Origin of the sequence: Granulicella sp. dw_53 (genome assembly GCF_018449545.1) — a bacterium.
In the GTDB taxonomy this organism is placed as follows: Bacteria; Acidobacteriota; Terriglobia; order Terriglobales; family Acidobacteriaceae; genus Edaphobacter.
Map to the genome: position 1 here is coordinate 57027 of NZ_JAAVUR010000019.1, position 20748 is coordinate 77774.

Here is a 20748-nt window from a genome sequence, read left to right on the forward strand (position 1 = left end):
GCACTTTGAAGACTGACTAAGCCACTTCCGACTCAATTAAATTGGCAACCGATGGAGTGAACTTTGAAGGAGGAATAAAAATGCTCGCTGCGAGAATGCATAACTACAAACAGCCCTTAGTGCTCGAAGAGGTAAAGATTCCGGAGATATCTCCCGACCAGGTTCTAGTGAGAGTCGGAGGAGCCGGAATGTGTCGTTCAGACGTACAACTCATTGACGGCTACTTCCGAGAGGCCGTGGAATTAAAATTCCCCATAACGCCGGGGCACGAGATAGCCGGTTTGGTGGAAGCGATTGGCGATCGCGTGCCCGAGATGGCTCACCTGGCCGTTGGAGATCAGGTGGCCGTTTCAGCGGGCTGGGGCGACGGAATATGTCGCCAATGCCGCCTTGGGAATGAGCAGCTCTGTGAACATGGGGGGTGGCCGGGGTTTGGACCTCCAGGGGGTTACGCCGAGTTCATCCCCGTACCCTATCGACAACTCGTCCGCGTCGAACATAGGTTGAAGTGGGATGAACTCGCGCCGTTGACAGATGCGGGGGTGACACCATATCGCGGAATCAAGAAACTGCGAGCCGCGGGTGCGCTTGGACCGGATCGAGTGATGGCGATTTTTGGCGCAAGCGGACTTGGCAGCTATGCGGTGCAATACGCCAAGCTGCTCTCGTCCGGCGCTACCATCGTGGTGTTCGCTCGGAACGAAGAGAAGCTCGCGATCGCGAAGGAGCGGGGAGCGGACTTTACCATTAATACGCGCGGCAAATCTCTCAATGATCTCCAAGACGAGCTTCGCCGGCTCACGGGGAAACGCAAGCTGGATGCCGTGATCGATTGTGTCGGCGCAACAGAAACCATTCAAACTGGTTTCGGCTTACTTGGCACCGCCGGAGTATTTGTGTCCAATGGCCTGATCGGCAACAACATCGATATCCCTTTGTTTCCGCTTGTCTCCGGCGAGTTGACTTATCACGGTTCGTACTGGGCGAACTACAGCGACTTGCAAGAAGTGTTGGCACTTGCGCAACAAGGGAAGATTCAGCATTCCATAACCAAAGTCCGGTTTGAGGACATTAACGAGAACCTAGAGATGCTTCGTGCCGGAGACATCATTGGACGCGCCGTAGTCGTATTTGACGTTGATGCGAAGACCTCTAACCGCAAAGACGCGAAAGAAACGGTGGCAGTCTGAGAACCGAATCGGATGAGTGCGCGAAACGCCACAGAGAGGGCGGTCAAGTTATTCGATAGCTGCGATCCAAGTATAAGTACCTGCTTATGCTGTTTGAGTTCATGTGAAAAACAGATTTCACGATTAAGCCCACTTTGAATGCCTCCGTCTTGTATGTCAGCCGAGAACATGGATTACAGCTAGCGAGCGGACCGAAGCGTGTCCGCCCTAGACTGATCAATTCGGCGTTCCACACAACCGGGTCGAGAGGCTTGGGGGAGGTTGTTGAGTGTTTGGACGGGATATTTTGAGGCTCGGGCCCTTCCCTTGGCACTGCTGTTGACTTGTACTATCTGCATGTGACGGAGGGTAACTCCGATTGCTATTTGGCGTGATAATTCAGAGTCTGTGGCATAGCCGATGTCGGCGCGGGCCAATGACGAGGCAGTCCCGCGCCGTTTCGACGACCGCTCGAAACCACATAAAGATGATGACGCTGAGAACTCTCTCGATCTGAGTCAGGAGTGGGAGTGAGTCGTCTAAAGTTTCCTCGTCTCATCCGATAGGACAGTTTGACATACAACTAGAGGGCTCTTGCGGCGAGTGTCTCGCTCGCTCAAGGAATGGATGGCTGGTATGCTTTGCCCTTCTGTATCTCAGGAGGAAACGCTCGGCGATGGAGGTTAATCTGTGCCACTCGCGAGGCAGATGCCATACCATACGAGAATAGCTAACCATTCCCAAGCACAGGCATCGCCGTGAAACCAATACGTCGGAACGTACTGGTCAGCCAATGCCGGAACGCTGAGGTTTAAGAGATATGACGTTCACACTCTGATGTGCCGGCGATCTTGCATCATAATAATCAGAAGAAACGGGGGACTGGAGACATGGCCACACAAGAAGGGGTAGAGACGCAGAGTTCGTTGAACAAGGTAATCCTGTACGCAACGGTAATTTCGGGTCTTATAGCGGCGTATCTTATGTATCGGCGGGGAGAATCCGTGCTTTCGATCGCCAGAAAAACAGTTACCAACCCGGTTGGCTCGTTAGTTTCGGAAGCCAAGAAGGTCGTCTAATTTGTAGCCCAAACAGTCAGAAGCGGAGCTAAATTGAGAAAGCCGTTAAAAGATATTTCTTCCGTATCGCTTGTCGCCAAGGTGCTCTCGGTACTTACGATGTGGGTTGCAACTCTGGGACTTTCAGGGTGTTTAGCGGTCGGGTACTCAAGTGTTGGAGGATGGCTCGTGTGGCCCGGTGGTCTCGGCCTTATTCTCATCATATTGCTGGCAGTTTTCTTCATAAGGCGTCGATAAATGATCAGAGTGCTCTTACCGTAATAACCGAGACTTTACGTGCGCCTGGTCGAAAAATGCCGCTATGAAAGAAGCCTCTACGGACGAAGATTGATGTCATTACGGCGTATCGGATAACAATTACGACAGGTCCGTCACAGTATCGACGACTGAAATGTAAGGAAGCCTTCGGGACAGATTCGGCCCCGCAATGTGGACAGTGACAGAATGGCCGGCAAGGGAATTGGGTACAGGCCAAGTTCGGTCGCACGATACGATAGGTTTCCTACAGCTTGGCGAGGCTCTCGGGCCAGCGGATCTCCGAAGAGCCTTATGCGGCGCGTAAGGGCGCAAGCACGATGGCCTCGGCGTTGCAGGATATCCCCGCCAGATATTTAAGGAGTTGGGGGTAGCCTTATTCTGACTTCGGCTAGAGCTAGAGCTGGGGCAAGGGCATAGCCCTTACGGGTAGGCGGTTTCCATCTTCATATAGTGCAGTCTTGTATTGGTAGGTTGCGGAAGGAGCAACTTACTGCAAGGCATCCCCTCTTATTGCCGGATGCTTGAAATCCTTGTTATTTTGTAGTGCGGAATGTGTGCTTCTAGGGATGAAGGTGTTTGTTCGACGCAACGCGGCCTTTTCTGCCCAAATTATCGTTCGATGATGTCAGATGAGTTTCACTGTGTGGAACTTGATATTGGCCGTAAAGCAGATTCCTTGACCCGGAATGCGTGCCTACTATGGGTGGGCCGAGAGTTGCGATGGTTTTGGTGCCACTTAGCCCTCAACGGTCAGACAAGAACTGATTGCCCTGAGCCAATCGGTCGCACCACCCGTATTGATGGCAATTGTCGAGGATCTCTATGTTTTCGAAGAAATTAATGGTTGGGGTATCGGCGGTGTTGGCGATTGCTTCTGTGCTGCCGGTTGAAGCACAGAGTGCCCTGATGGATGGCTTCAAAAATCCGCCGAACATTGCACGGCCGCGCGTCTATTGGTACTGGCAGAACGGCAACATCACCAACGATGGCTTAACGAAGGATCTGGAATGGATGCACCGAGCAGGCATCGGTGGCGTTGAAACCTTCGACGTCGCGGTGGCTACGCCGACTGTGGTAAAGAACCGCCTAATCTACATGCAGCCGGCATGGAAGGATGCATTTCATCATTCACTGGAGGTTGCGGACCGGCTGGGTATGACGGTTACCATAGGCGCAGCTCCGGGTTGGAGCCAGACGGGCGGCCCATGGGTAAAATCTGCCGATGCCATGAAGAAGCTGGTGTGGACGGAGACCCGCGTGAAAGGCGGCGTACCGTTCGACGGGATGTTGCCGAAGCCCCCGCAGATCAATGGTCCCTTCCAGGATCAGCCGCGCGATGTGCGGGCCGATCGGCCGATCCCGACTCTAGCTACGCTTTACAAAGACCAGCTTGTCATTGCCTTTCGCGCTCCAGCCGGTGAGAGCACCCTGGAGAAGGCTCATCCCACCGTAACGTCAAGCGGTGGAAGCATCGCTTATGCCGATCTGGTTCAGGGCAGCTATGACAAGACCGTCGATCTCCCGGCGGCGGCGGGGAATGCCTCCTGGGTCCAGATCGCGCTCGATTCGCCGGAGACGGTGCGCGGAGTTACAGTCGCAACCCGCAGCGTTCTCCGCGCATTTACAGACGATGCAATCGCGCCGCAAACGCTTGAGGTGAGCGATGACGGTGTGCACTTCAGGCTGGTCATCGATATGCCGCGCGGAAATCTGTATCAGCGGACATATGCTTTTGCTCCAGTAACCGGACGCTACTTCCGTTATCGGCTCCCCATGGCAACCTCCGATACGATCAAGCTCGCACGCTTCCAGCTTCACACGGCGACGCCTGTGAACCGTTCCGAGGAGCAGGACGGCTTTGCCGCAGTGGCCGACTACTATGCCGTTTCAACACCGCAAGCAGATACGGCGAGTATCGTCCGGAAGGGCGATGTTATCGATTTGACGAGCAAAATGCATGAAGATGGAACGCTGGACTGGACTCCACCCGCAGGTAACTGGATTGTTGCACGCATGGGCTACTCGTTGACAGGACAGACCAATGGGCCTGCGCCTCTAGAGGCAACCGGTTATGAGGTGGACAAGTTGAAGAAGGGCGCCACCAAGACCTTCATGGATGACTACCTCAAACTATACGAGGACGCGTCCCAAGGAATGATGGGACAGCATGGCGTCAACAACGTCGCTACAGATAGCTGGGAAGCCGGATTTCAGAATTGGACGGATGGCATGCTTGATGATTTCAAGCGGCTTCGCGGTTACGATCCTATCCCGTGGCTGCCGGCTCTTACCGGCCGAATCGTGCAATCCAGCGATGCGACCGATCGCTTTCTATGGGACTTTCGGCGCACTATTGCTAGCCTGGTGATCACGTCGAACTTCGATCAGGTGCGGGACAGTCTGCACGCGCGTGGTCTGGGGTATGTGGCGGAGGCTATGGCGGGCCGCAGGGCGACCATCGGCGATGCCATGGAGATGAAGGCTCGTGCGGACTATCCCATGGGCGAGTTCTGGCTGCCGACGCTGGACAGGCAGCAGCAGGGCTACTTCGCGGATCTCCGGGACACCGCTTCCGTCGCTAACATTTACGGCAAGAAGCTGGCGACGGCGGAATCCATTACATCCACTGGTGTCCCTTACGCTTATAGTCCCTGGGACATCAAGCCAGTGGCCGACGAGGAGTTCCTCGGCGGCATCAACCAGTTCACGCTGCACGTTTCAGTGCATCAACCGAAGGACGAAGCTCCCGGACTTGCGCTCGGACAGTATGGCATGTGGTTTAACCGGCTTGAGACGTGGGCCGAGCAGGCTCGGGCGTGGACCGATTACATCGCCCGCAGCTGTTTCCTGCTGCAACAGGGCAAAGCTGTGATCGATGTTGCCTATTTCTATGGGGAAGAGAGTTCGGCGACGGGAATCAACCATGGGCGCGCGCCGCAGATTACCGAGGGTTATAACTACGATTTCGTGAACAGCGAATCACTCTTGAATGAGTTTTCGGTTCAGGATGGAAAGCTGATAACGAGATCAGGCATGCAGTATCGCGTGCTTTACCTGGGGGGCACCAGCAACCGGATGACTCTTCCGGTGCTCGATAAAATCCGAAGGCTCGTAAAAGCGGGAGTAATCATTGTGGGACTGCCGCCGACGGACTCGCCTAGCATGTCGGATAACATGATTGCGTGGAAGGCTGCGCGGCGCGAGGTATGGCCGACGAACGCAGTGCAGCAGAGGATTGGGTTAGGCAAGGTGTACCGCACCCTGAACCTGGGCGAGGTGCTTGGGGCAGAGATGATTCAACCCGATTTCAAGTACATTAAGCCCGATCAGGACTCGGTGGTGCAGTTCGCCCATCGACGTGATGGTGACACCGACATCTACTTTGTCAACAATCGTGCCGATCATGTGGCCTATACCACCGCAGACTTCCGCGTGACGGGTAAGACGCCTGAGTTCTGGATGGCTGATACCGGAGCGATCCAACCGGCTTCCTATACCATCCACGATGGTGTGACGACGGTCCCTCTCCGCATGGAGCCGCGGGACGCCTTCTTTGTTGTCTTCCGTCAGTCCGCAAGCGCCATGTCTCGCGAGATTCGAGCGCCCATCCGCACTACTATCACAAATGTCAGCGGTCCCTGGAGGGTGGAATTCCAAGAAGGGCGCGGGGCTCCCAAATCCATGGAATTGAGCGAACTAAGTGACTGGAGCAATAATTCCAATCCCGGGATCAAGTACTTTTCCGGCGTCGGAACCTATGTTAAGAAGATAGACATCCCAGCATCGGCATTGACCTCAGGTGCTCGTATCGAGCTCGATCTTGGCAAAGTTCACGAGATGGCTGAAGTTGCCGTGAATGGCAAGATCGAAGGCATCGCTTGGAAGCCGCCTTACCGCGTTGACATCACCGACGCTGTAAAGGCCGGCGAGAATATTTTGTCGATCAAGGTTGCAAATTTATGGCCCAATCGGCTGATCGGCGATCAGCAACCTGGAACGAAGAAGGTCGCGTTCGCTCCGAACAGCACGTATAAGGTGAACGATCCACTGCTTCCGTCAGGTTTGATTGGGCCGGTGGAGGTGGATCGGCTCTCGTCGATCGAGTAATCAAGCGAGGCGTCCACCCTGCGAGCAAGGCCTGCGCGCCCCCCGGGAGAACCAACTTCGGTTTCTTCCGGACTCATCTGCATCAGCGAACCACGCTGTGATCTGCGTAGTCGCCAGAAGCGACATTCTTGCAGATCGTCTCTTTACGTTTGCATCCAACAAAAGTAGGGATTGTTCTTTTTTGCTGGGAAAGCTAAGAGACACAGTTTACAAAGGAAATTATGTTAATTGGCAAGCGCGTCTGCATCCTCCTCACGGCACTCTTTTCAAGTGTGACTGCGGTTTCTGGCCAAGAGATTCCCGGCCCAGCCAGCGCAACCTCCCAGAGCCTTCGTTTCGATGTGGTAGTTTCACTGAGATCTGGACCGCCAATCAGTGGCCTCGAACAGCAGAACTTCGCGTTGTCGGATAACAAATTGCCCCTGCCTATTAAGGCTTTTAAGGCCGTGAACTCAGGTCAAGAACACGTTAAGGTCATCCTCGTCATCGACGCCGTCAACACAGGATTCTCCAAGGCGGCATATGTGCGCGAAGAAGTGCAGAAGTTTCTGCGCGCGAACGGTGGCCATCTAGCTTATCCCACGACGATTGCTATCGTTACCGATAAGGGCGCGCAGCTACAGAAGGATTTCTCGAGCGATGGTAATGCGCTGAGCACATCTCTTGATCGCAATCCGACTGGGTTGAGGCAAATCACTCGCTCTTCCGGTATTTGGGGAGCGAATGAACGGGTCCAAATCTCTCTAACTGCGGTCCGCGAGTTGACCGCCTATGCGGCGACCATCCCTGGCCGCAAGATCATACTTTGGATCTCGCCCGGCTGGCCTCTACTTTCAGGAACCCGCATTGAACTTGATTCAAGGCAACAGCAGCAAATCTTTGGAAATGTTGTTACTTTCTCGGAGAACCTACAGCGGTCTGATATTACCCTCTATAACGTCAATCCTTTGGGGCCCGGCGAAAGCTTATTTCGTGCCGATTATTACCAGAGTTTTGCCAAAGGTGTTAGCAGACCAACCCAAACGGATCTCGCCGATCTCAGTCTTCAGGTGTTATCAATTCAGAGTGGCGGACTTGTGATTAACGGAAATAACGGAGTCGCGCACATTCTCGAGAGTTGTCTTGTGGATGCGCAGTCCTGGTATGAGATCACTTTCGATGCACCGGTTTCCGACCGCCCAAACGAGTACCATCATGTTGAGATCACAGTGGACCGACCAGGTCTGAGGGTTCGTACGCGTGATGGTTATTACGCACAACCGTAGTTAGCTCTTCGCCTTGGCCTAGACCTATGGGAGCGTTGATGGTGTCAGACGGGCACTGGGGGATTGAGCCAAGGATGACCTTTGGCTCGGTCCAAGCCGGGCTGTTTAAAGTCACCGTACCGACCGTAGACGCCTGCCAAGATCTGGGATGCGACTGCGTGTGCGCGATCGCGATTCTATGAGAAAACATAGGCGTACAGACCATAGATCGTGTCGTTTGCAATTTCGATTGTCTTTTCTTCGACGTATAGATAATGAGGCGGAGACCTCCGCTAGGCGATTTCGGGGTGCGAGAATGCGTCTCGATGCAAACCTTGGCATTATTTCTTCCGCAATGGTGGCGGCTTTGGAGTCGGAGTTCGTAGGGCAACTGTGTGCCGAACTTCCGTCCGTCGCCTCTTGGAGAGTGGCTGACTACCCAGATCGCAACATTGCCCATTTGTACCGAATCGGTGCCATACCCTAAGCCTAGGAGGGGTTTGGTTATAGTCACCTTCATCGCCACCTGTGATAACCATTCCCATAAACGATAACCAATGAGCATCACTACATATGCGGGAAATTAAAGAAGATTGTGTATCCGGGATCGGAGACTACAGCAAGGCGAGAAGGTAGAGTTCCGAATCGATACAAGTTCAATCAGGCGATGGGCGATTCGGTGGCTTTGAGGACTAGTGTCGAAATGGAACGCCAATATAAATCTTTGGCCTCTCCACTTAGTCTCAATGCCTGCATTGTGGTGAAAGATAGGTTATGCTTTCCGCACTGCAAAGCATCATTCCAGATGCAGCGGATAAATGCTCACCTCTCGTTAGTTATTGTAGTGGATCTGCACTCGTCTTCTCCCAGTCTGACTTGCAAGGTGGTCTCACCTTGCGGCAAGGGAGTGGCCATGGATCTCGATCTAACCGATCAATGGTTCTCCATGCATCTCCGTTCGCGCTGGGCGTTTGCGGGATACGGTGACGAATCAGCACATTTTATCGAAGAGCAGCACTGGAGAGAATCATGAGCATTTTTCGACTCGATCAGGTGAAAAAGATTGCTTTATATGCCGTATTGGCCCTCCTTCCGATCGTCTCTTGCGATCTTCAGGCGCAAGAGCCATCTACTGGACCATCCCATCCTCTTCCCATGTTAAGCGAAGGCCGCCCCGTTGATTGGTGGTTTGCATTTAAATTCAACGCCACGACCTTCCCCTCTTGCGGTACGGCCGCCCGATCTTGCCCCTTCGGCGGAACTCCGGAGGCCTACCGGATTTTCAGTCAGCAATTCATCTATGCGAGCAGCGCAGATGGGACCCTGCATAAAGGGAATGACTGCCTGGGAGACGATCTCTCGGACCCCGTTGCTGCAACCTTCGCCCAGGCATACAACGGTTCATACTTCTACGCAATCTGGAACGATCAGTTTTACGGCGACCCAGCGATCAAGGGCTGTGGGGACTCCTGTGGCGCGCCTTGGGGACATTCGAAAGGCATGCTCGTTTGGGACACTGGTGGTGATGGCTTTGTCCTCCAGGTGACTACACCATCGTGGCCTGGTGCGGGAAGTTCTCAGCACCCGAGGCTCACGGACGGGAACACTCTGGGTTGTGTAAAGGACAATGATGTTCAAGTCAGCCAACACTTTTTCAGCATTCGTCTTACGCGAAGCGACGTTCTTAAGGTTCTTCATGCTCTCCAGAATGCAAGTGTGGTGACAGATCCAAACAACCCGCAGATCGTCCATAACGGAGGCCCCGCCGAGATTCAGGAAGAGGTTAAGAACCTCGGGAAAAGAGTGTCGAGTAAGGAAGTTCTGGACGAGACTTTGTCAACTGGAGTTGAATTGATCTCGAAGCCGTCAGGACTGAATGTACCTCCCTGGCAACTGGTTTCTTCTGTGCTCCACGGTGTCTCTCTCCGAACCGCCACATGGTGGACGAGGCCGGCGATCCCAAGCACCACGAGTACCACCTCCATCGATTGTTGGAGCGATACCCTCGAAAAACCTGGCTCAGTTCAGATCGCTACCTCTGGAATCTGGGATTCTACTGTGATCGGCCTAACAGGTGGCCCGGGCGGCAATTTCAATCATGCAAAGATCGGTGTCTCGATCTCCGGAGCCGATGAGATGGCGATCTTTGGGGACATGAATCAGCAAGGCGCTCTCTCCGGAAATTGCAAAAGTAGCCAGAACGGGCGTGGTGGTCTATTTTATGTCGTTCGGAACAAGGATCTTGCCCACGGGGTTCTGAAGTTGATGCAAGGAAACACCGCCCCTACGACAATCCTCCCGGCAACAGTTAAGAAATAGGACCGAAGCTCACCGGTAAGTAATGGTAAGACATAACCGCAAGATACCAGGATGGCATAGTGAGCAAGAAAATCGTCATATGTATCGACGGGACAGGCAATGAATTTGGCATTTGCAACTCAAATGTCATTAAGCTCTATTCCGTACTGGGATGTAATGAGGAACAGCAACTGGCTTTCTATCATCCCGGTCTCGGCACCATGGCCGCTCCCACCGCATTGACGAAGTTTTCACAGTGGTGGACGCGCATGTTTGGCTTAGCTTTTGGCTATGGCCTGAGCAGTGCACTGGAAGATTGCTACGGATTTCTGATGGAGCATTACGAAGACGGTGATGAAATCTACCTCTTTGGCTTCAGTCGCGGAGCTTACTGCGCCCGGGCTCTGGCGGCGATGGTCCACATGTTCGGCCTGGTAAGGCGAGGCAACGATCCGCTGATTCGATATATCTTGCGGATGTTCAAAAAGAAGGGGAAGAGTGATTCTGACTTCAAAGTCGCTTCGGATTTCAAGAAGACTTTTTCTCGCGAGTGCAAGATCCACTTTGTCGGAGTCTGGGACACGGTCAGTTCGATTGGCTGGTTGTACGATCCGCTAACGCTGCCATTTTCCTATGTAAATCCGAGCATCATCGTTGGTCGGCAGGCAATTTCGATTGATGAACGTAGAGCTGCTTTTCGTCAAAATCTCATGTCTGAGGCAAACCGTCAGCAGGATATAAAACAAGTATGGTTCGCCGGAGTTCATTCCGACGTGGGTGGCGGGTATCCGGAGGCCGAGAGCGGTCTATCCAAGATCACACTCAAGTGGATGCTCGATGAAGCTGAGGCTGCTGGATTGCTCGTAATCGAAGACAAAAAGAACGCGATTCTGGGGATCACCGATCCGGAACAGGCCGCACCAAATCCGGCAGGGCAAATGCATCGATCCATGAAGGGCTCCTGGTGCATTCTCGAGATGCTTCCGCGAAGACATTATGATGGGACGCTCACACCGCCACGAACGCGTTGGAAGGTTCCACGGTCCTCTCCACGACGCATCCTGGCGAATGCATTGATCGATTCGTCAGTGACAATGCGAATGGCCGCACGATCGGACTATCGGCCGATAAATCTTCCAAAGCCCTGACAAGGCTACAGACCCCTGCTCATCGGGAGCCTGAATGATGACACCTCAGTATGCATTCCCACCAAACGGGAACAGAGAGGCGTAGCGTCCGCAGGATTGTGTGGCGGCGGATCAGAACTTCGTCGCAGACGGTTGGCTCACACAAAGTTACGTGTGGCTCCCAAAACTAAGTGCAACCTGGCGTTTATCCAAATCCGGTTCTGTCGACCGGGCATTACCTACGCGCCGGAGGCCGTAAGGAAAAGATCCTGGAGTGGAGCGAGCACAATTGCGAAATTCCTTTGGACCTTTGCCACTCCTCACTGAAGCATCGGCGATAAGGCTGCTTTACGATCTCGTTTGTTACTCTGATTGAACGAAGTGAATGCGATTCCTGACTCCTTACCGAGTCTGTGTGGACAGCATTCCATCTACACGGCTCAATTCATCGAGTTTGCGTTCGAGGAGTCGACAGGCCTTGTCGACCAATGCGGCATCATTGATGTCAACTCCAACTGATGTCATTAGGATGTCTGGAGAAGCATTAAACCCGCCTTGCAGGAGGTGTATATATTTCTCAGGGAAATTAGGATCAGAGTGAGCCTGTTCATACAACGAACAGGCTACGATAGAGGCATACAGGTAATTCACCAGGTACAAAGGGTCCTCGAACAGAAGCTTTTTGCGCATCCACTCACTAGATACAGCAAGGCGGTACACATCGTTCGTCTCAAATGGAGACACAGCTTTTCTATAGAGGGAATCGATTGCATTCTGATCTAAGAGAACCTCTTCGTGCGCGCCTATGTAGAGACTTCTTTCGAAACTGGTTTCTTCTGCAGATGCAAAGACCTCGAAGGCGATCTTCGTTGTTAGTTGTCGCAATGCAGCTCGGCGTTCTTCAGGTGACGCGGCTGTTTCCGCGGCGTGATCAAGCACAAGAAGCTCATTCAGAATTGCAATTGCCTCAAAGAGGTAGTGGGGTCCCTCGCGTTCATAAAGTGGGATCCCTTTCGCATTCATCAACTCTCGATGAACGGCGTGTCCACCCTCATGGGTTAATGCACTGATATCTGCTAATCCCCCCTTGTAATTCCCTAGGAATAGCGCCGTGGGTGCATCGTAAACTGCGATAGAGGTACCTGTTTCCGCTCTATGCGGGCCACCACTTAGATCCAGTCGTCCGTTGCGCGGGTCGAGTAGAGCGGACATGCGGGCTAAGTACTCGTTGCCCAGGGGAGCAAGACCTTCCAGTATCATTGTCTTACTAGCAGAAAAAGGTACTACGAAATGCGTCGTGCTGCCATCTGGGTTGAATGATTCGTGCAGATCAACCAGTGAATCTCGGTAGCGCTTATAAAGCGGTGCGTGAGTCTGCACCGCTGAAAGAACATTCGCAATGTTTCCAGGTCCGATGCCTAAGGATTGGTATTGGCGTAGTGCGGCATTTTCAAAACCTTGAGCAATCGCATCGCTATTCTTTATAGCAACAATCGTTCCAAGTAGAGTCGCGATTTCTGGCGCTTCTTGCACTAGGGCGGGTGTCCGATCTTGCTGCGTGGATAGAAGTCCATCAGTGCCAGTCTGAGTCACTTCTGCAGTTTTAGGCGCTGCCGCTAACTGTTTATAACGAGCCGCGAGTTTGCCCAGTATCACACTTACCACTTCCTCGCGGTATCGAGTTGCGTCTGGGGAGAGCCTGTGATCAGGTGAAGTGCTACGGACGGTGGTTGCAAGCAATTGATATTGCCCCAGTGCACGTAATTCAGTTGAATGAACCATGTTCAGTCGAGTCGCAATAGCAGCTGTAAGTGCCGACACATCCATTTCTACTGCATCCCGTCCAGATTGGATGCTCTGATTGCTAACGTCTTCCAGTGCTCGAAGTTTTAGGTAACCCGCATGTCGTTGTAGTGCTATAAGACAATGATCAGCATCCCTTAAGGCGGCTGGAAGTGATGAGATGGTCGAGTGGCGCAACCGCGCAATTGTGATCTCTGTGTGGGCATGGGTCTCGTCTCTCAGAGACTTCTCTTGCTGCTCGCCCGCAAAGTAGAGCTTGGAGGAGATGTGGGGAAGCTGATCAAGGGCTGGAACTCCCGTCGCTTGCGCCCACGAGGTTGTGCAGCCGAGAATCGTTAGCACCATACAGCACACGTGATAGTTCATCCAGTCCTGCGCTCCTCGCATCGTGCTTCGTTAGGGCCGTTATCGCGTGGGATCGATATCCCAGCTGCTGTGGCCAACGGCAGTATCACCATGAACCAAGCATACTCCGCAAACATTGTGCCAAAAAGGCACGACGTAAGGCGTATCGCTTGACTGAAAGGCAGCGTCATTAACCAAGGTTAAGTTCAGCACCCACAATTGAGGTGTATGGTTGGCTTGTCTCAAGCTAATCACTTTACGAAAGGAGATGTGCCCCTATGATTGAGGAACTCGACGTGAAGAAGCTGGGCGAGGTATTTGACCATACTCTCGACACCAATCTTGTGTACGAAGAGAGCATCAGTGATGGCGATCATGATCATGATCACACCGACGAAGATGCGCTCTAGGAGTTGTCCCTTGTGGGTATAGCAGTATGACTCCGGCTGCCTCTTTGGATGCAGCCGGAGAATTCAACGCAGAGGTCGATATATGGCAACAAGCGTAGCTGGCCCGTCTCTGGAAGTATATTCTTCTGTAGCTCCTGTGAACGGGGCGCCCCTTTGCACGAAGAGCTGTGATTGGCTTGCAGATCTAGCCGCGCCCGACCTTACCTGGGTGGCAAACAGCTCAGCCCAGTACGGCACCGTGTTGCAGCGTATACCAGAACTCTTCGCGTGGAAGAGTAGCGGCAGCGACGAAGTCTTCACAACATTGCAATATTTCGCGCGTAGTGTGGCACTCCGGCGTCTACGAAGCTGCTTTGATCATATTGCGTATCACGATCAACACCTGGCTCAGGCCATGAAGTCGCTATTTGCCAAGTTGCCCAAGGTTGGTCAGGTGCGGTTTGCAACCGCACCTGAAACTTACTCCCATATAACAAGGATGCACAGTGAGCCTGTTGATGTGATTGTTTATCTTTGCAATGCACTTAATGGAGAGGCAGCATTCCGCGGGCTCGGAGAGGTGAAAGAAGGCTATTCTACTGCTCTTGGCGATATGTACGTCATCGCAAACCCTGAGGCTAGCCAAAGTACCTTCGACAAGCTCGAGATCATTAGAGCGAGATACCTGTCTGGCGGTATCACCGTAGACTTTGGCAGCCCAAATACGGTCGGGGTGCAAGAATCCAAGATTAAGAGGGAGTACGGGACATACTCTCCAGACGAAGAAGCTATCGTTTTTGATAGGCTTGAGGCGACTCTTCAGGCTATTGAAGCAGTAAGCAGCGTAGCAGCTCAACTAATCAGAAGCTTCGTGAAAGTCATTATTCCGCTCAAAACCGCTGCAGGAAGAAGTTCGACGTCCCAGCCTAGGATACCAGGGCGAGTGCTGATAGGGGGGACTGAGCGAGGCTCATTGGCACCACATGCATCCTCGCTCGTTCATGAGGCGATGCACCAACTACTGTACACGCTTGAGTTTGGTGGCACATTTATTACTCCGCATCTTGATGCTGGCGAGGCCCGGGCGACGTCGTTATGGACAGGTCGCGATCTACCCTTACACTCTTTCATCCACGCCTGTTTCATCTGGTATGGACTGTCTCAGTTCTGGGGTCGTCCGAAAGCGGCAGAGGTTTTCGGATCAGCTTTCACCGAGCGTGAATTTGCTCGATGTACAGCAGGGTATCGCAATAAGAATCCTGTGGAGATGTTGCTTCCGAACCTCGGTATGGTTCGATACGACGTATTCAAGGTAGCTAACACGTTACGTGACAATCTAGCGAGTGTACTTACTCATGGGTATCATGTTCAGGCATGATGGGTGCGTTTTAGCTGACGTGGCAACCCAATTGCTTCGATGTCCTGATCCTGTGGCGTTGACATAAGTCGGCAGCAGAGGACTCATTAGCGCTCTTCAGCAGTCTGCGAGGAATGTTCAATATGGGAATAGCAGTAGCTCCACTATGCGCTACAACTGATCCACGTGCCATTATGCTTCGCTTCAACGACATTGCCGGGCTAAACTTTGGGACGGAGGACTTTTCCCAATTGCTGTACGCGCTAGTACGCATGCACAAACCTGAATGTGTTGTGGAACTCGGCACCGGGCTTGGCGTGTCAGCTTTGTGGATGGCATTGGCTGCAAAAGAGAATGGGGTAGGCCACGTCTGGACGGTGGACGATTTCGGGCTGTTTGACGATCGTAGTAAAGTCGTGGCACGAGTGCTTCATGGTCTCTCGGAGGCCGGCATTGCGACCTTTGAAAAGGCCACCGCTGAGACGTTCTATACGACTCTGTCTGACGTTCTTGGCCTGAGTAGTTATGTAACGTTCGTCAAAGCGCGTATCGAACTCACACAGGCGAGGCACTTTGATCAATATTCCTTTGCGGGCACACCTATCGATGTATTGTTCTCCGATTTCAGACATGGAGGTGCGGAAATACTTGCTCTACTTGGCCACTTCCTTCCCAGAATGGCACCTGCATCTTCCATTTTCATCCATTCGGCTTCGACGGCCTGGACATCGTATCTTTTACTTGAGCAGCTGGTGTCACAGCTGAATAGTGGACGTATACCCCAGGCGCTTCAAGAATTTTGCTCAACGGACCTAGCCAGCGTGCTCAAAAATCGTAGGATTGTCCTAGTACACCTGACGGAACGAAAGGACCGCAGCCAGAACAGTGCAGCTTGGCTAAAGATTGAACCGATTGATGTCTTTCCTTATCCACGATCCCAAATGCGCCGTTAGCTAATCGGGCGTGTATACTTCTCGGCAAACATTGCTGGTAACACCCTCGGAGATCTATGGTGAACCCAACAAAGCGTCATAATGCCCCAATCGTATTTTCAAAGACATCTCGAGCTCTCATTAGATGTGTCGTGATGGGGTCTTTAGCCGGTATCTCCTGCTATGCGGTCAACTTAAATGCGCAACTCTTATTTTCAACTGGGGTCAGCGTCATACCATCATTTGATGCCGCGACCGTTAAGGTCACGCCTCCAGAATCACAACATGAAAGTCTCCACGCCTCAGCGAGTCGAACTACCATCACTCGATGCAGTTTGCGGCATCTGATCGCTTTTGCGTATAGGGCAAAGAGCGACTCACAGGTCATCGGCGGACCTAGTTGGGTGAGCACTAAGCGGTTCGACATCGCCGCTGTCACCAGTAGCGATGAAGTCGCACATCTTAATAGTCTGTCTCCGGAAAACCGTATCAATACGATCAGGCTGATGATGCAATCACTCCTTGAAGAGCGTTTCCAGCTCCGGGTAGTACGGAGCAGGCGCCAGCTTGCTATATTGGCACTTGTCCATTCAACAGACCGCCCCGGTCTGTCACCTGCTCCAGCCACGGACAACTCGGGCGCCGCGATCCGCCCGCATGTGGTAGTCCACAACACACATATGGCAGCGACCGCGCTCACGATGGAGGGTCTTGCAGAAGAACTGTCCGAAGAGCCCGAGACAGAAGGCACAGTAATAATCGATAGGACTGGATTACCGGGATTGTTCAATTTTACTTTGGATTGGTCCCCTGAAGCTACTTCGTCTAAAGATACTGCCAAAGATGGTGGAGCCAACGCCCCCGGACTTTTTACCGCGTTATCGGAGCAGTTAGGCCTCCGGCTGAAACGCGAAAAGGACGATGTAGATGTAATAGAAATCACATCAGCACAATCACCAACCCCGAATTAGCGTGTTTAGCTGGACTTCTCTAGCATTCGGAGTTACGACATAGGAGCGGCAAGGTGGACGAAGGATCGCACGTTCCAAGCAGAGCTCTCTCGCCGCGTCATGAAAAACCGCGTAGTTCTGCGCTAACAGATTTCCATGTGGCCGGATGCCCTGTACCAATCAGATGGCCCTTTATGGAGCAATCGGTATCTCCTGCAAAGAAGCTCTTAGCTCAGGGTTCTTTGGTCAGTCGGGTATTACTCGTAACAGAAGGGTCGGTAAAGTATTCGTTTATCGAGAGATCCGGCAGAGAGTTCATAGCACAAATCAGATCCGCAGGGTGCATCGTCGGCTTAGAATCCGCACTTACAGGTACACCAGCGCCCTTCAGTGTTACAACGCTTACCGAATGTAAGTTGCATCCAACCAACACCGACCTCCTCAGAGACCTTATGATTAACAATCCACTTGTGGCCTATTCCGTGGCGCAAGCGATAGCTTTCGAGGCTCTATCTCACAAGACACACCTCATTGACATCGTTGCGGGTAGTACTAGGGAACGGTTAATAGCCTTGTTATCGCAGCAACAAGCGGGTCCCACAGGCACCGGCGTCGCTACTAGATCTGCATGGCAACCGCTCAAGAAATACGAAATAGCAAAACTCCTCGGTGTTACTCCTGAATACCTCAGCCGTCTTCTTCGGGCGCTTAAACATGAAGGGATTATAGAGTCTCAGCAGAGGCGACTAGCCTTGCGTCACGCATCTGCAAGAGGATAGATGGAGGCATGGTGAAGAAGGAGATCCATGAGTGAACCTGCGGAACGTCCTAAGTCGGACTGGAAAGACCATCTGGCATCTGTCCGCAGCATCGCTGCCTTGATGGTAATTTTGTGGGAAGTAAGTCCATCTCTCCTCTTAGGAACGATCGCGGTCCGTATAGGTAGAGCAATCCTACCGCTTGCTCTTCTATGGATCCCAAAACAGATACTGGATGGAATAGTAGCCGCCGTCCATAATGGAGGCGACCTTAAGCGTGTATGGCACCTTCTGATGGTTGAGTGTGTCCTCGCATTATTATCCGATCTCGCTATACAAGCGAACAGCGTTCTAGATAGTCTCCTTGGAGAACGTCTCACGTCATATACGGCTATACGACTCATCGCACAGGTCACTCGTCTCGATCTTCACACATTTGAGGACTCAACATTCTATGACAGACTAGAGCGAGTCAGAGGTCAGGCAACAGGTCGCGTCTTTCTTTTAACCTCGATACTAAATGCTGCTCAAGAGGGAGTAACTTTAGTCGTACTAACGGCCGGGCTTACCGTATTCTCATCGTGGCTGGTCCTGCTCTTGATCGCGTCTACAATCCCGACGTTTCTCGGCGAAGTGCGGTTTTCAAAGCTATCGTATTCAGCCTTTTTTAGAAGGACTCCACAACGGCGTGAGCTTGAGTATCTGCGGTTGCTAGGAACCTGGGTGGACAGCGCGAAGGAAGTTAGGATCTTTGGGCTGGGAACGCACATTGGGAGACGCTACGCCACTCTTTCCGAAGAGATCTATGAAGAACTTTATCGGTTGGCGTTCAACCGCGCAGCCGGTGGATGGCTACTAGGCCTTTTGTCTGTTCTGGGCTACTACGGCGGTTACATAGTAGTTATGAAGGCGGCGCTTGGTGGTATGATCACCATCGGTACATTCGCTTTTCTAACGGGATCGTTGCTGCGCGCCCGCGCAAGCACAGAGCGAGTATTTACATATCTCAATGGAGTGTCAGAACAAGCACTTCTAATGACCGACCTGTTCGATGTCTTAAAGATGGAACCGTCGATACGATCCATGGCCTCCGCGCGTCCGTTTCCTAGTCATATTTGCGAGGGGTTTGAGTTCCAGGATGTCACTTTCATTTATCCGGAAAGCAGCGAACCGGTGATTCAAGGTATAAATCTACGGATTCGTCCAAATGAAAAAGTTGCACTTATTGGCGAGAACGGTGCTGGCAAGAGCACTATCGTGAAGCTTATAACACGTCTGTATGAACCAACTAATGGTCGGATTCTGCTGGAAGGGCGCGATTTGCGCGAATACGATCTAGATCAATTGAGAGCCCGCGTCGGTGTCATATTTCAAGATTTTATGAGGTACGACCTATCGGTCCGCGAAAACGTCGGTTTTGGACACCTCGGTGCAATGGGAGATGATGAACGGTTGGAGGAGGCCGTGGATAAGGCCGAAGCTACCAAGTTAGTGCAGCGATTTGGCGCGACGTATGAACAGGTGCTAGGTAGGCGCTTCAAGGCGGGGGTAGACCTATCGGGAGGCGAATGGCAGAAGGTTGCGCTTGCTCGCGCGTTTGTGAACGACGCACAGTTATTGATCCTTGACGAACCCACAGCAAGCCTTGATGCAGAGGCGGAAGATCGATTCTTTAGACGCCTCCATAGTGGGAACGATGGCCCGATGGTGATTCTCATTTCGCATCGCCTATCGACGGTACGCACTGCGAATAAGATTATTGTGTTGGCAAAAGGGAGGATTCTCGAGGAAGGATCACATGAAACGCTATTAAAGTGCGATGGCCAGTATGCAAAGTTATTTCGACTGCAGGCAGCGGCTTTCCAAGAGGGCATTGGTGAAGATGTAGGAGACAGCTCTGTGCCAGAAGCCGATGCCTCCGGAGCCGATCTGGCCCCGGGTTATGGCCATGTGGTCACTCTTCTTCGGTAGGGAGCGAAGTAAAAAGGGAATTTATAGTATGGGAAAAGGTGCCGCTTTTCTGGATATCAATAGGCGTCACGGTGTTATGGAGTCACTGTTTTCAGAACGGGATTTTCGAGCACGAACGGGGCTGACCATTCCGATAGGGTTATGCGCCGGGTTAGTGCAGACGTGGTGGCGAGAAGTTCAGAAAGGAAATGATGGTATCGAATGCCTTAGAAGATCCTCTGCTGCGCTGGCGCGCGATGTGGTCATAGCACAGGTATTGAATGTTTATCTGAAGAGAGTGCCAGAAACTCAGGAAGTATTGAATTTTTCAGAAGCGGCGCTTATGCGTTGTAAATATGGTGAGACTATAGCCGGACTGAGGACGTTACAGAGACGTTGTATGGTCGATAATTTACTTGAATTAGACCTTGTGCTGCATTTTGGAATGCCACTCACCTCTAGGTGGGAACTACCTAATTGCGTGACAAACGTAACGGAGCTGATCATGACCCAAAAGGAACCAGGGTTGTTCGTGTTGATAATGCGGTTTTCTGATCCTAGCCGCGCTAGTGGTGAGAGAGGTCACCGCACTGCACTGTCAGTCGAAGACACTGGTGTCTGCCGCTTTTACGATCCCTGGTGGGGTGAAGTGCGCTTTTGTAGCGTAAATCACTTTGCAAGTTGGTTCATGGATTACTGGACCACTCAGAAGTGGGGCTACGTATTGGGTAGAGGAAAGATTTTGTCGCCACCTATCCAGGTGTACTGGTTAAGCGGGATGCTGTCGTTGGATGCCGCCGAACTAAGAAAGGCCCAAGAACGGAGGCGAGCAGAGATGACATACAGGAAGGCTGATTTCGACCTATGGCTCTCCGCACCTGTAGTTGTCTCTCTGATGAAGGTGATCGAACGCGCGGAGAAACATCACAAGTACAAGGAAGCATAGATACTGCCCAGCTCCGCGCGATCTGCGATGCCGCCA

At 52.4% G+C, this 20748-nt stretch carries 12 protein-coding genes; 11 read left to right on the forward strand and 1 reads right to left on the reverse strand.

The window, feature by feature from the left end:
* The first annotated feature begins 95 nt into the window (after positions 1–95).
* The 5 genes from HB393_RS22105 (at position 96) to HB393_RS22125 (ending at position 11303) form a co-directional block, all read left to right on the forward strand.
* Complete coding sequence (locus HB393_RS22105) at positions 96–1190, forward strand: NAD(P)-dependent alcohol dehydrogenase (protein WP_255551507.1); 1095 nt, start codon at positions 96–98, stop codon at positions 1188–1190.
* Positions 1191–3328: 2138 nt separating this feature from the next.
* Positions 3329–6613: a glycosyl hydrolase gene (locus HB393_RS22110; RefSeq protein WP_213807384.1), complete on the forward strand. Its 3285-nt coding sequence runs from the start codon at positions 3329–3331 to the stop codon at positions 6611–6613.
* A 221-nt stretch (positions 6614–6834) separates the two neighbouring features.
* On the forward strand, positions 6835–7878 hold the full coding sequence (locus HB393_RS22115; RefSeq protein WP_218624045.1) for a VWA domain-containing protein: 1044 nt from the start codon (positions 6835–6837) through the stop codon (positions 7876–7878).
* Positions 7879–8886: 1008 nt separating this feature from the next.
* Positions 8887–10176: a deoxyribonuclease II family protein gene (locus HB393_RS22120; RefSeq protein ID WP_213807385.1), complete on the forward strand. Its 1290-nt coding sequence runs from the start codon at positions 8887–8889 to the stop codon at positions 10174–10176.
* A gap of 59 nt (positions 10177–10235) precedes the next feature.
* On the forward strand, positions 10236–11303 hold the full coding sequence (locus tag HB393_RS22125) for a DUF2235 domain-containing protein (RefSeq protein WP_213807386.1): 1068 nt from the start codon (positions 10236–10238) through the stop codon (positions 11301–11303).
* Positions 11304–11684: 381 nt separating this feature from the next.
* Here the strand turns inward: HB393_RS22125 and HB393_RS22130 are convergent, their stop codons facing one another.
* Positions 11685–13451: a M3 family metallopeptidase gene (locus HB393_RS22130; RefSeq protein ID WP_213807387.1), complete on the reverse strand. Its 1767-nt coding sequence runs from the start codon at positions 13449–13451 to the stop codon at positions 11685–11687.
* 257 nt (positions 13452–13708) lie between these two features.
* Between HB393_RS22130 and HB393_RS25400 the strand changes: the two genes are divergently transcribed.
* The 6 genes from HB393_RS25400 to HB393_RS22160 all read left to right on the forward strand — a co-directional run bounded on the left by HB393_RS25400 (position 13709) and on the right by HB393_RS22160 (position 20712).
* A complete protein-coding gene (locus tag HB393_RS25400) occupies positions 13709–13840 on the forward strand; it encodes a hypothetical protein (protein ID WP_255551505.1) in 132 nt (43 codons plus the stop codon).
* 394 nt (positions 13841–14234) lie between these two features.
* Positions 14235–15197 (forward strand): HEXXH motif-containing putative peptide modification protein, encoded by a 963-nt coding sequence (locus HB393_RS22135; RefSeq protein WP_213807388.1) that lies wholly within the window; start codon positions 14235–14237, stop codon positions 15195–15197.
* Positions 15198–15319: 122 nt separating this feature from the next.
* Positions 15320–16129 (forward strand): class I SAM-dependent methyltransferase, encoded by an 810-nt coding sequence (locus HB393_RS22140; RefSeq protein ID WP_213807389.1) that lies wholly within the window; start codon positions 15320–15322, stop codon positions 16127–16129.
* Between the two features lie 134 nt (positions 16130–16263).
* Positions 16264–17079, forward strand: a complete 816-nt coding sequence (locus HB393_RS22145) for a TIGR03435 family protein (RefSeq protein ID WP_213807390.1) — start codon at positions 16264–16266, stop codon at positions 17077–17079.
* Positions 17080–18539: 1460 nt separating this feature from the next.
* Positions 18540–19787 (forward strand): ABC transporter ATP-binding protein, encoded by a 1248-nt coding sequence (locus HB393_RS22155; protein WP_213807392.1) that lies wholly within the window; start codon positions 18540–18542, stop codon positions 19785–19787.
* 28 nt (positions 19788–19815) lie between these two features.
* Positions 19816–20712: a hypothetical protein gene (locus HB393_RS22160; RefSeq protein ID WP_213807393.1), complete on the forward strand. Its 897-nt coding sequence runs from the start codon at positions 19816–19818 to the stop codon at positions 20710–20712.
* Positions 20713–20748: the final 36 nt, after the last annotated feature.

What these genes read in the sequence shown, in the direction of transcription:
- HB393_RS22105 (WP_255551507.1), top strand. Translation starts at nt 96, where the DNA reads ATGCATAACTACAAACAGCCCTTAGTGCTCGAAGAGGTAAAGATTCCG.
- HB393_RS22110 (WP_213807384.1), top strand. Translation starts at nt 3,329, where the DNA reads ATGTTTTCGAAGAAATTAATGGTTGGGGTATCGGCGGTGTTGGCGATT.
- HB393_RS22115 (WP_218624045.1), top strand. Translation starts at nt 6,835, where the DNA reads ATGTTAATTGGCAAGCGCGTCTGCATCCTCCTCACGGCACTCTTTTCA.
- HB393_RS22120 (WP_213807385.1), top strand. Translation starts at nt 8,887, where the DNA reads ATGAGCATTTTTCGACTCGATCAGGTGAAAAAGATTGCTTTATATGCC.
- HB393_RS22130 (WP_213807387.1), bottom strand. Translation starts at nt 13,451, where the DNA reads ATGAACTATCACGTGTGCTGTATGGTGCTAACGATTCTCGGCTGCACA.
- HB393_RS25400 (WP_255551505.1), top strand. Translation starts at nt 13,709, where the DNA reads ATGATTGAGGAACTCGACGTGAAGAAGCTGGGCGAGGTATTTGACCAT.
- HB393_RS22135 (WP_213807388.1), top strand. Translation starts at nt 14,235, where the DNA reads ATGAAGTCGCTATTTGCCAAGTTGCCCAAGGTTGGTCAGGTGCGGTTT.
- HB393_RS22140 (WP_213807389.1), top strand. Translation starts at nt 15,320, where the DNA reads ATGGGAATAGCAGTAGCTCCACTATGCGCTACAACTGATCCACGTGCC.
- HB393_RS22145 (WP_213807390.1), top strand. Translation starts at nt 16,264, where the DNA reads ATGGGGTCTTTAGCCGGTATCTCCTGCTATGCGGTCAACTTAAATGCG.
- HB393_RS22160 (WP_213807393.1), top strand. Translation starts at nt 19,816, where the DNA reads ATGGGAAAAGGTGCCGCTTTTCTGGATATCAATAGGCGTCACGGTGTT.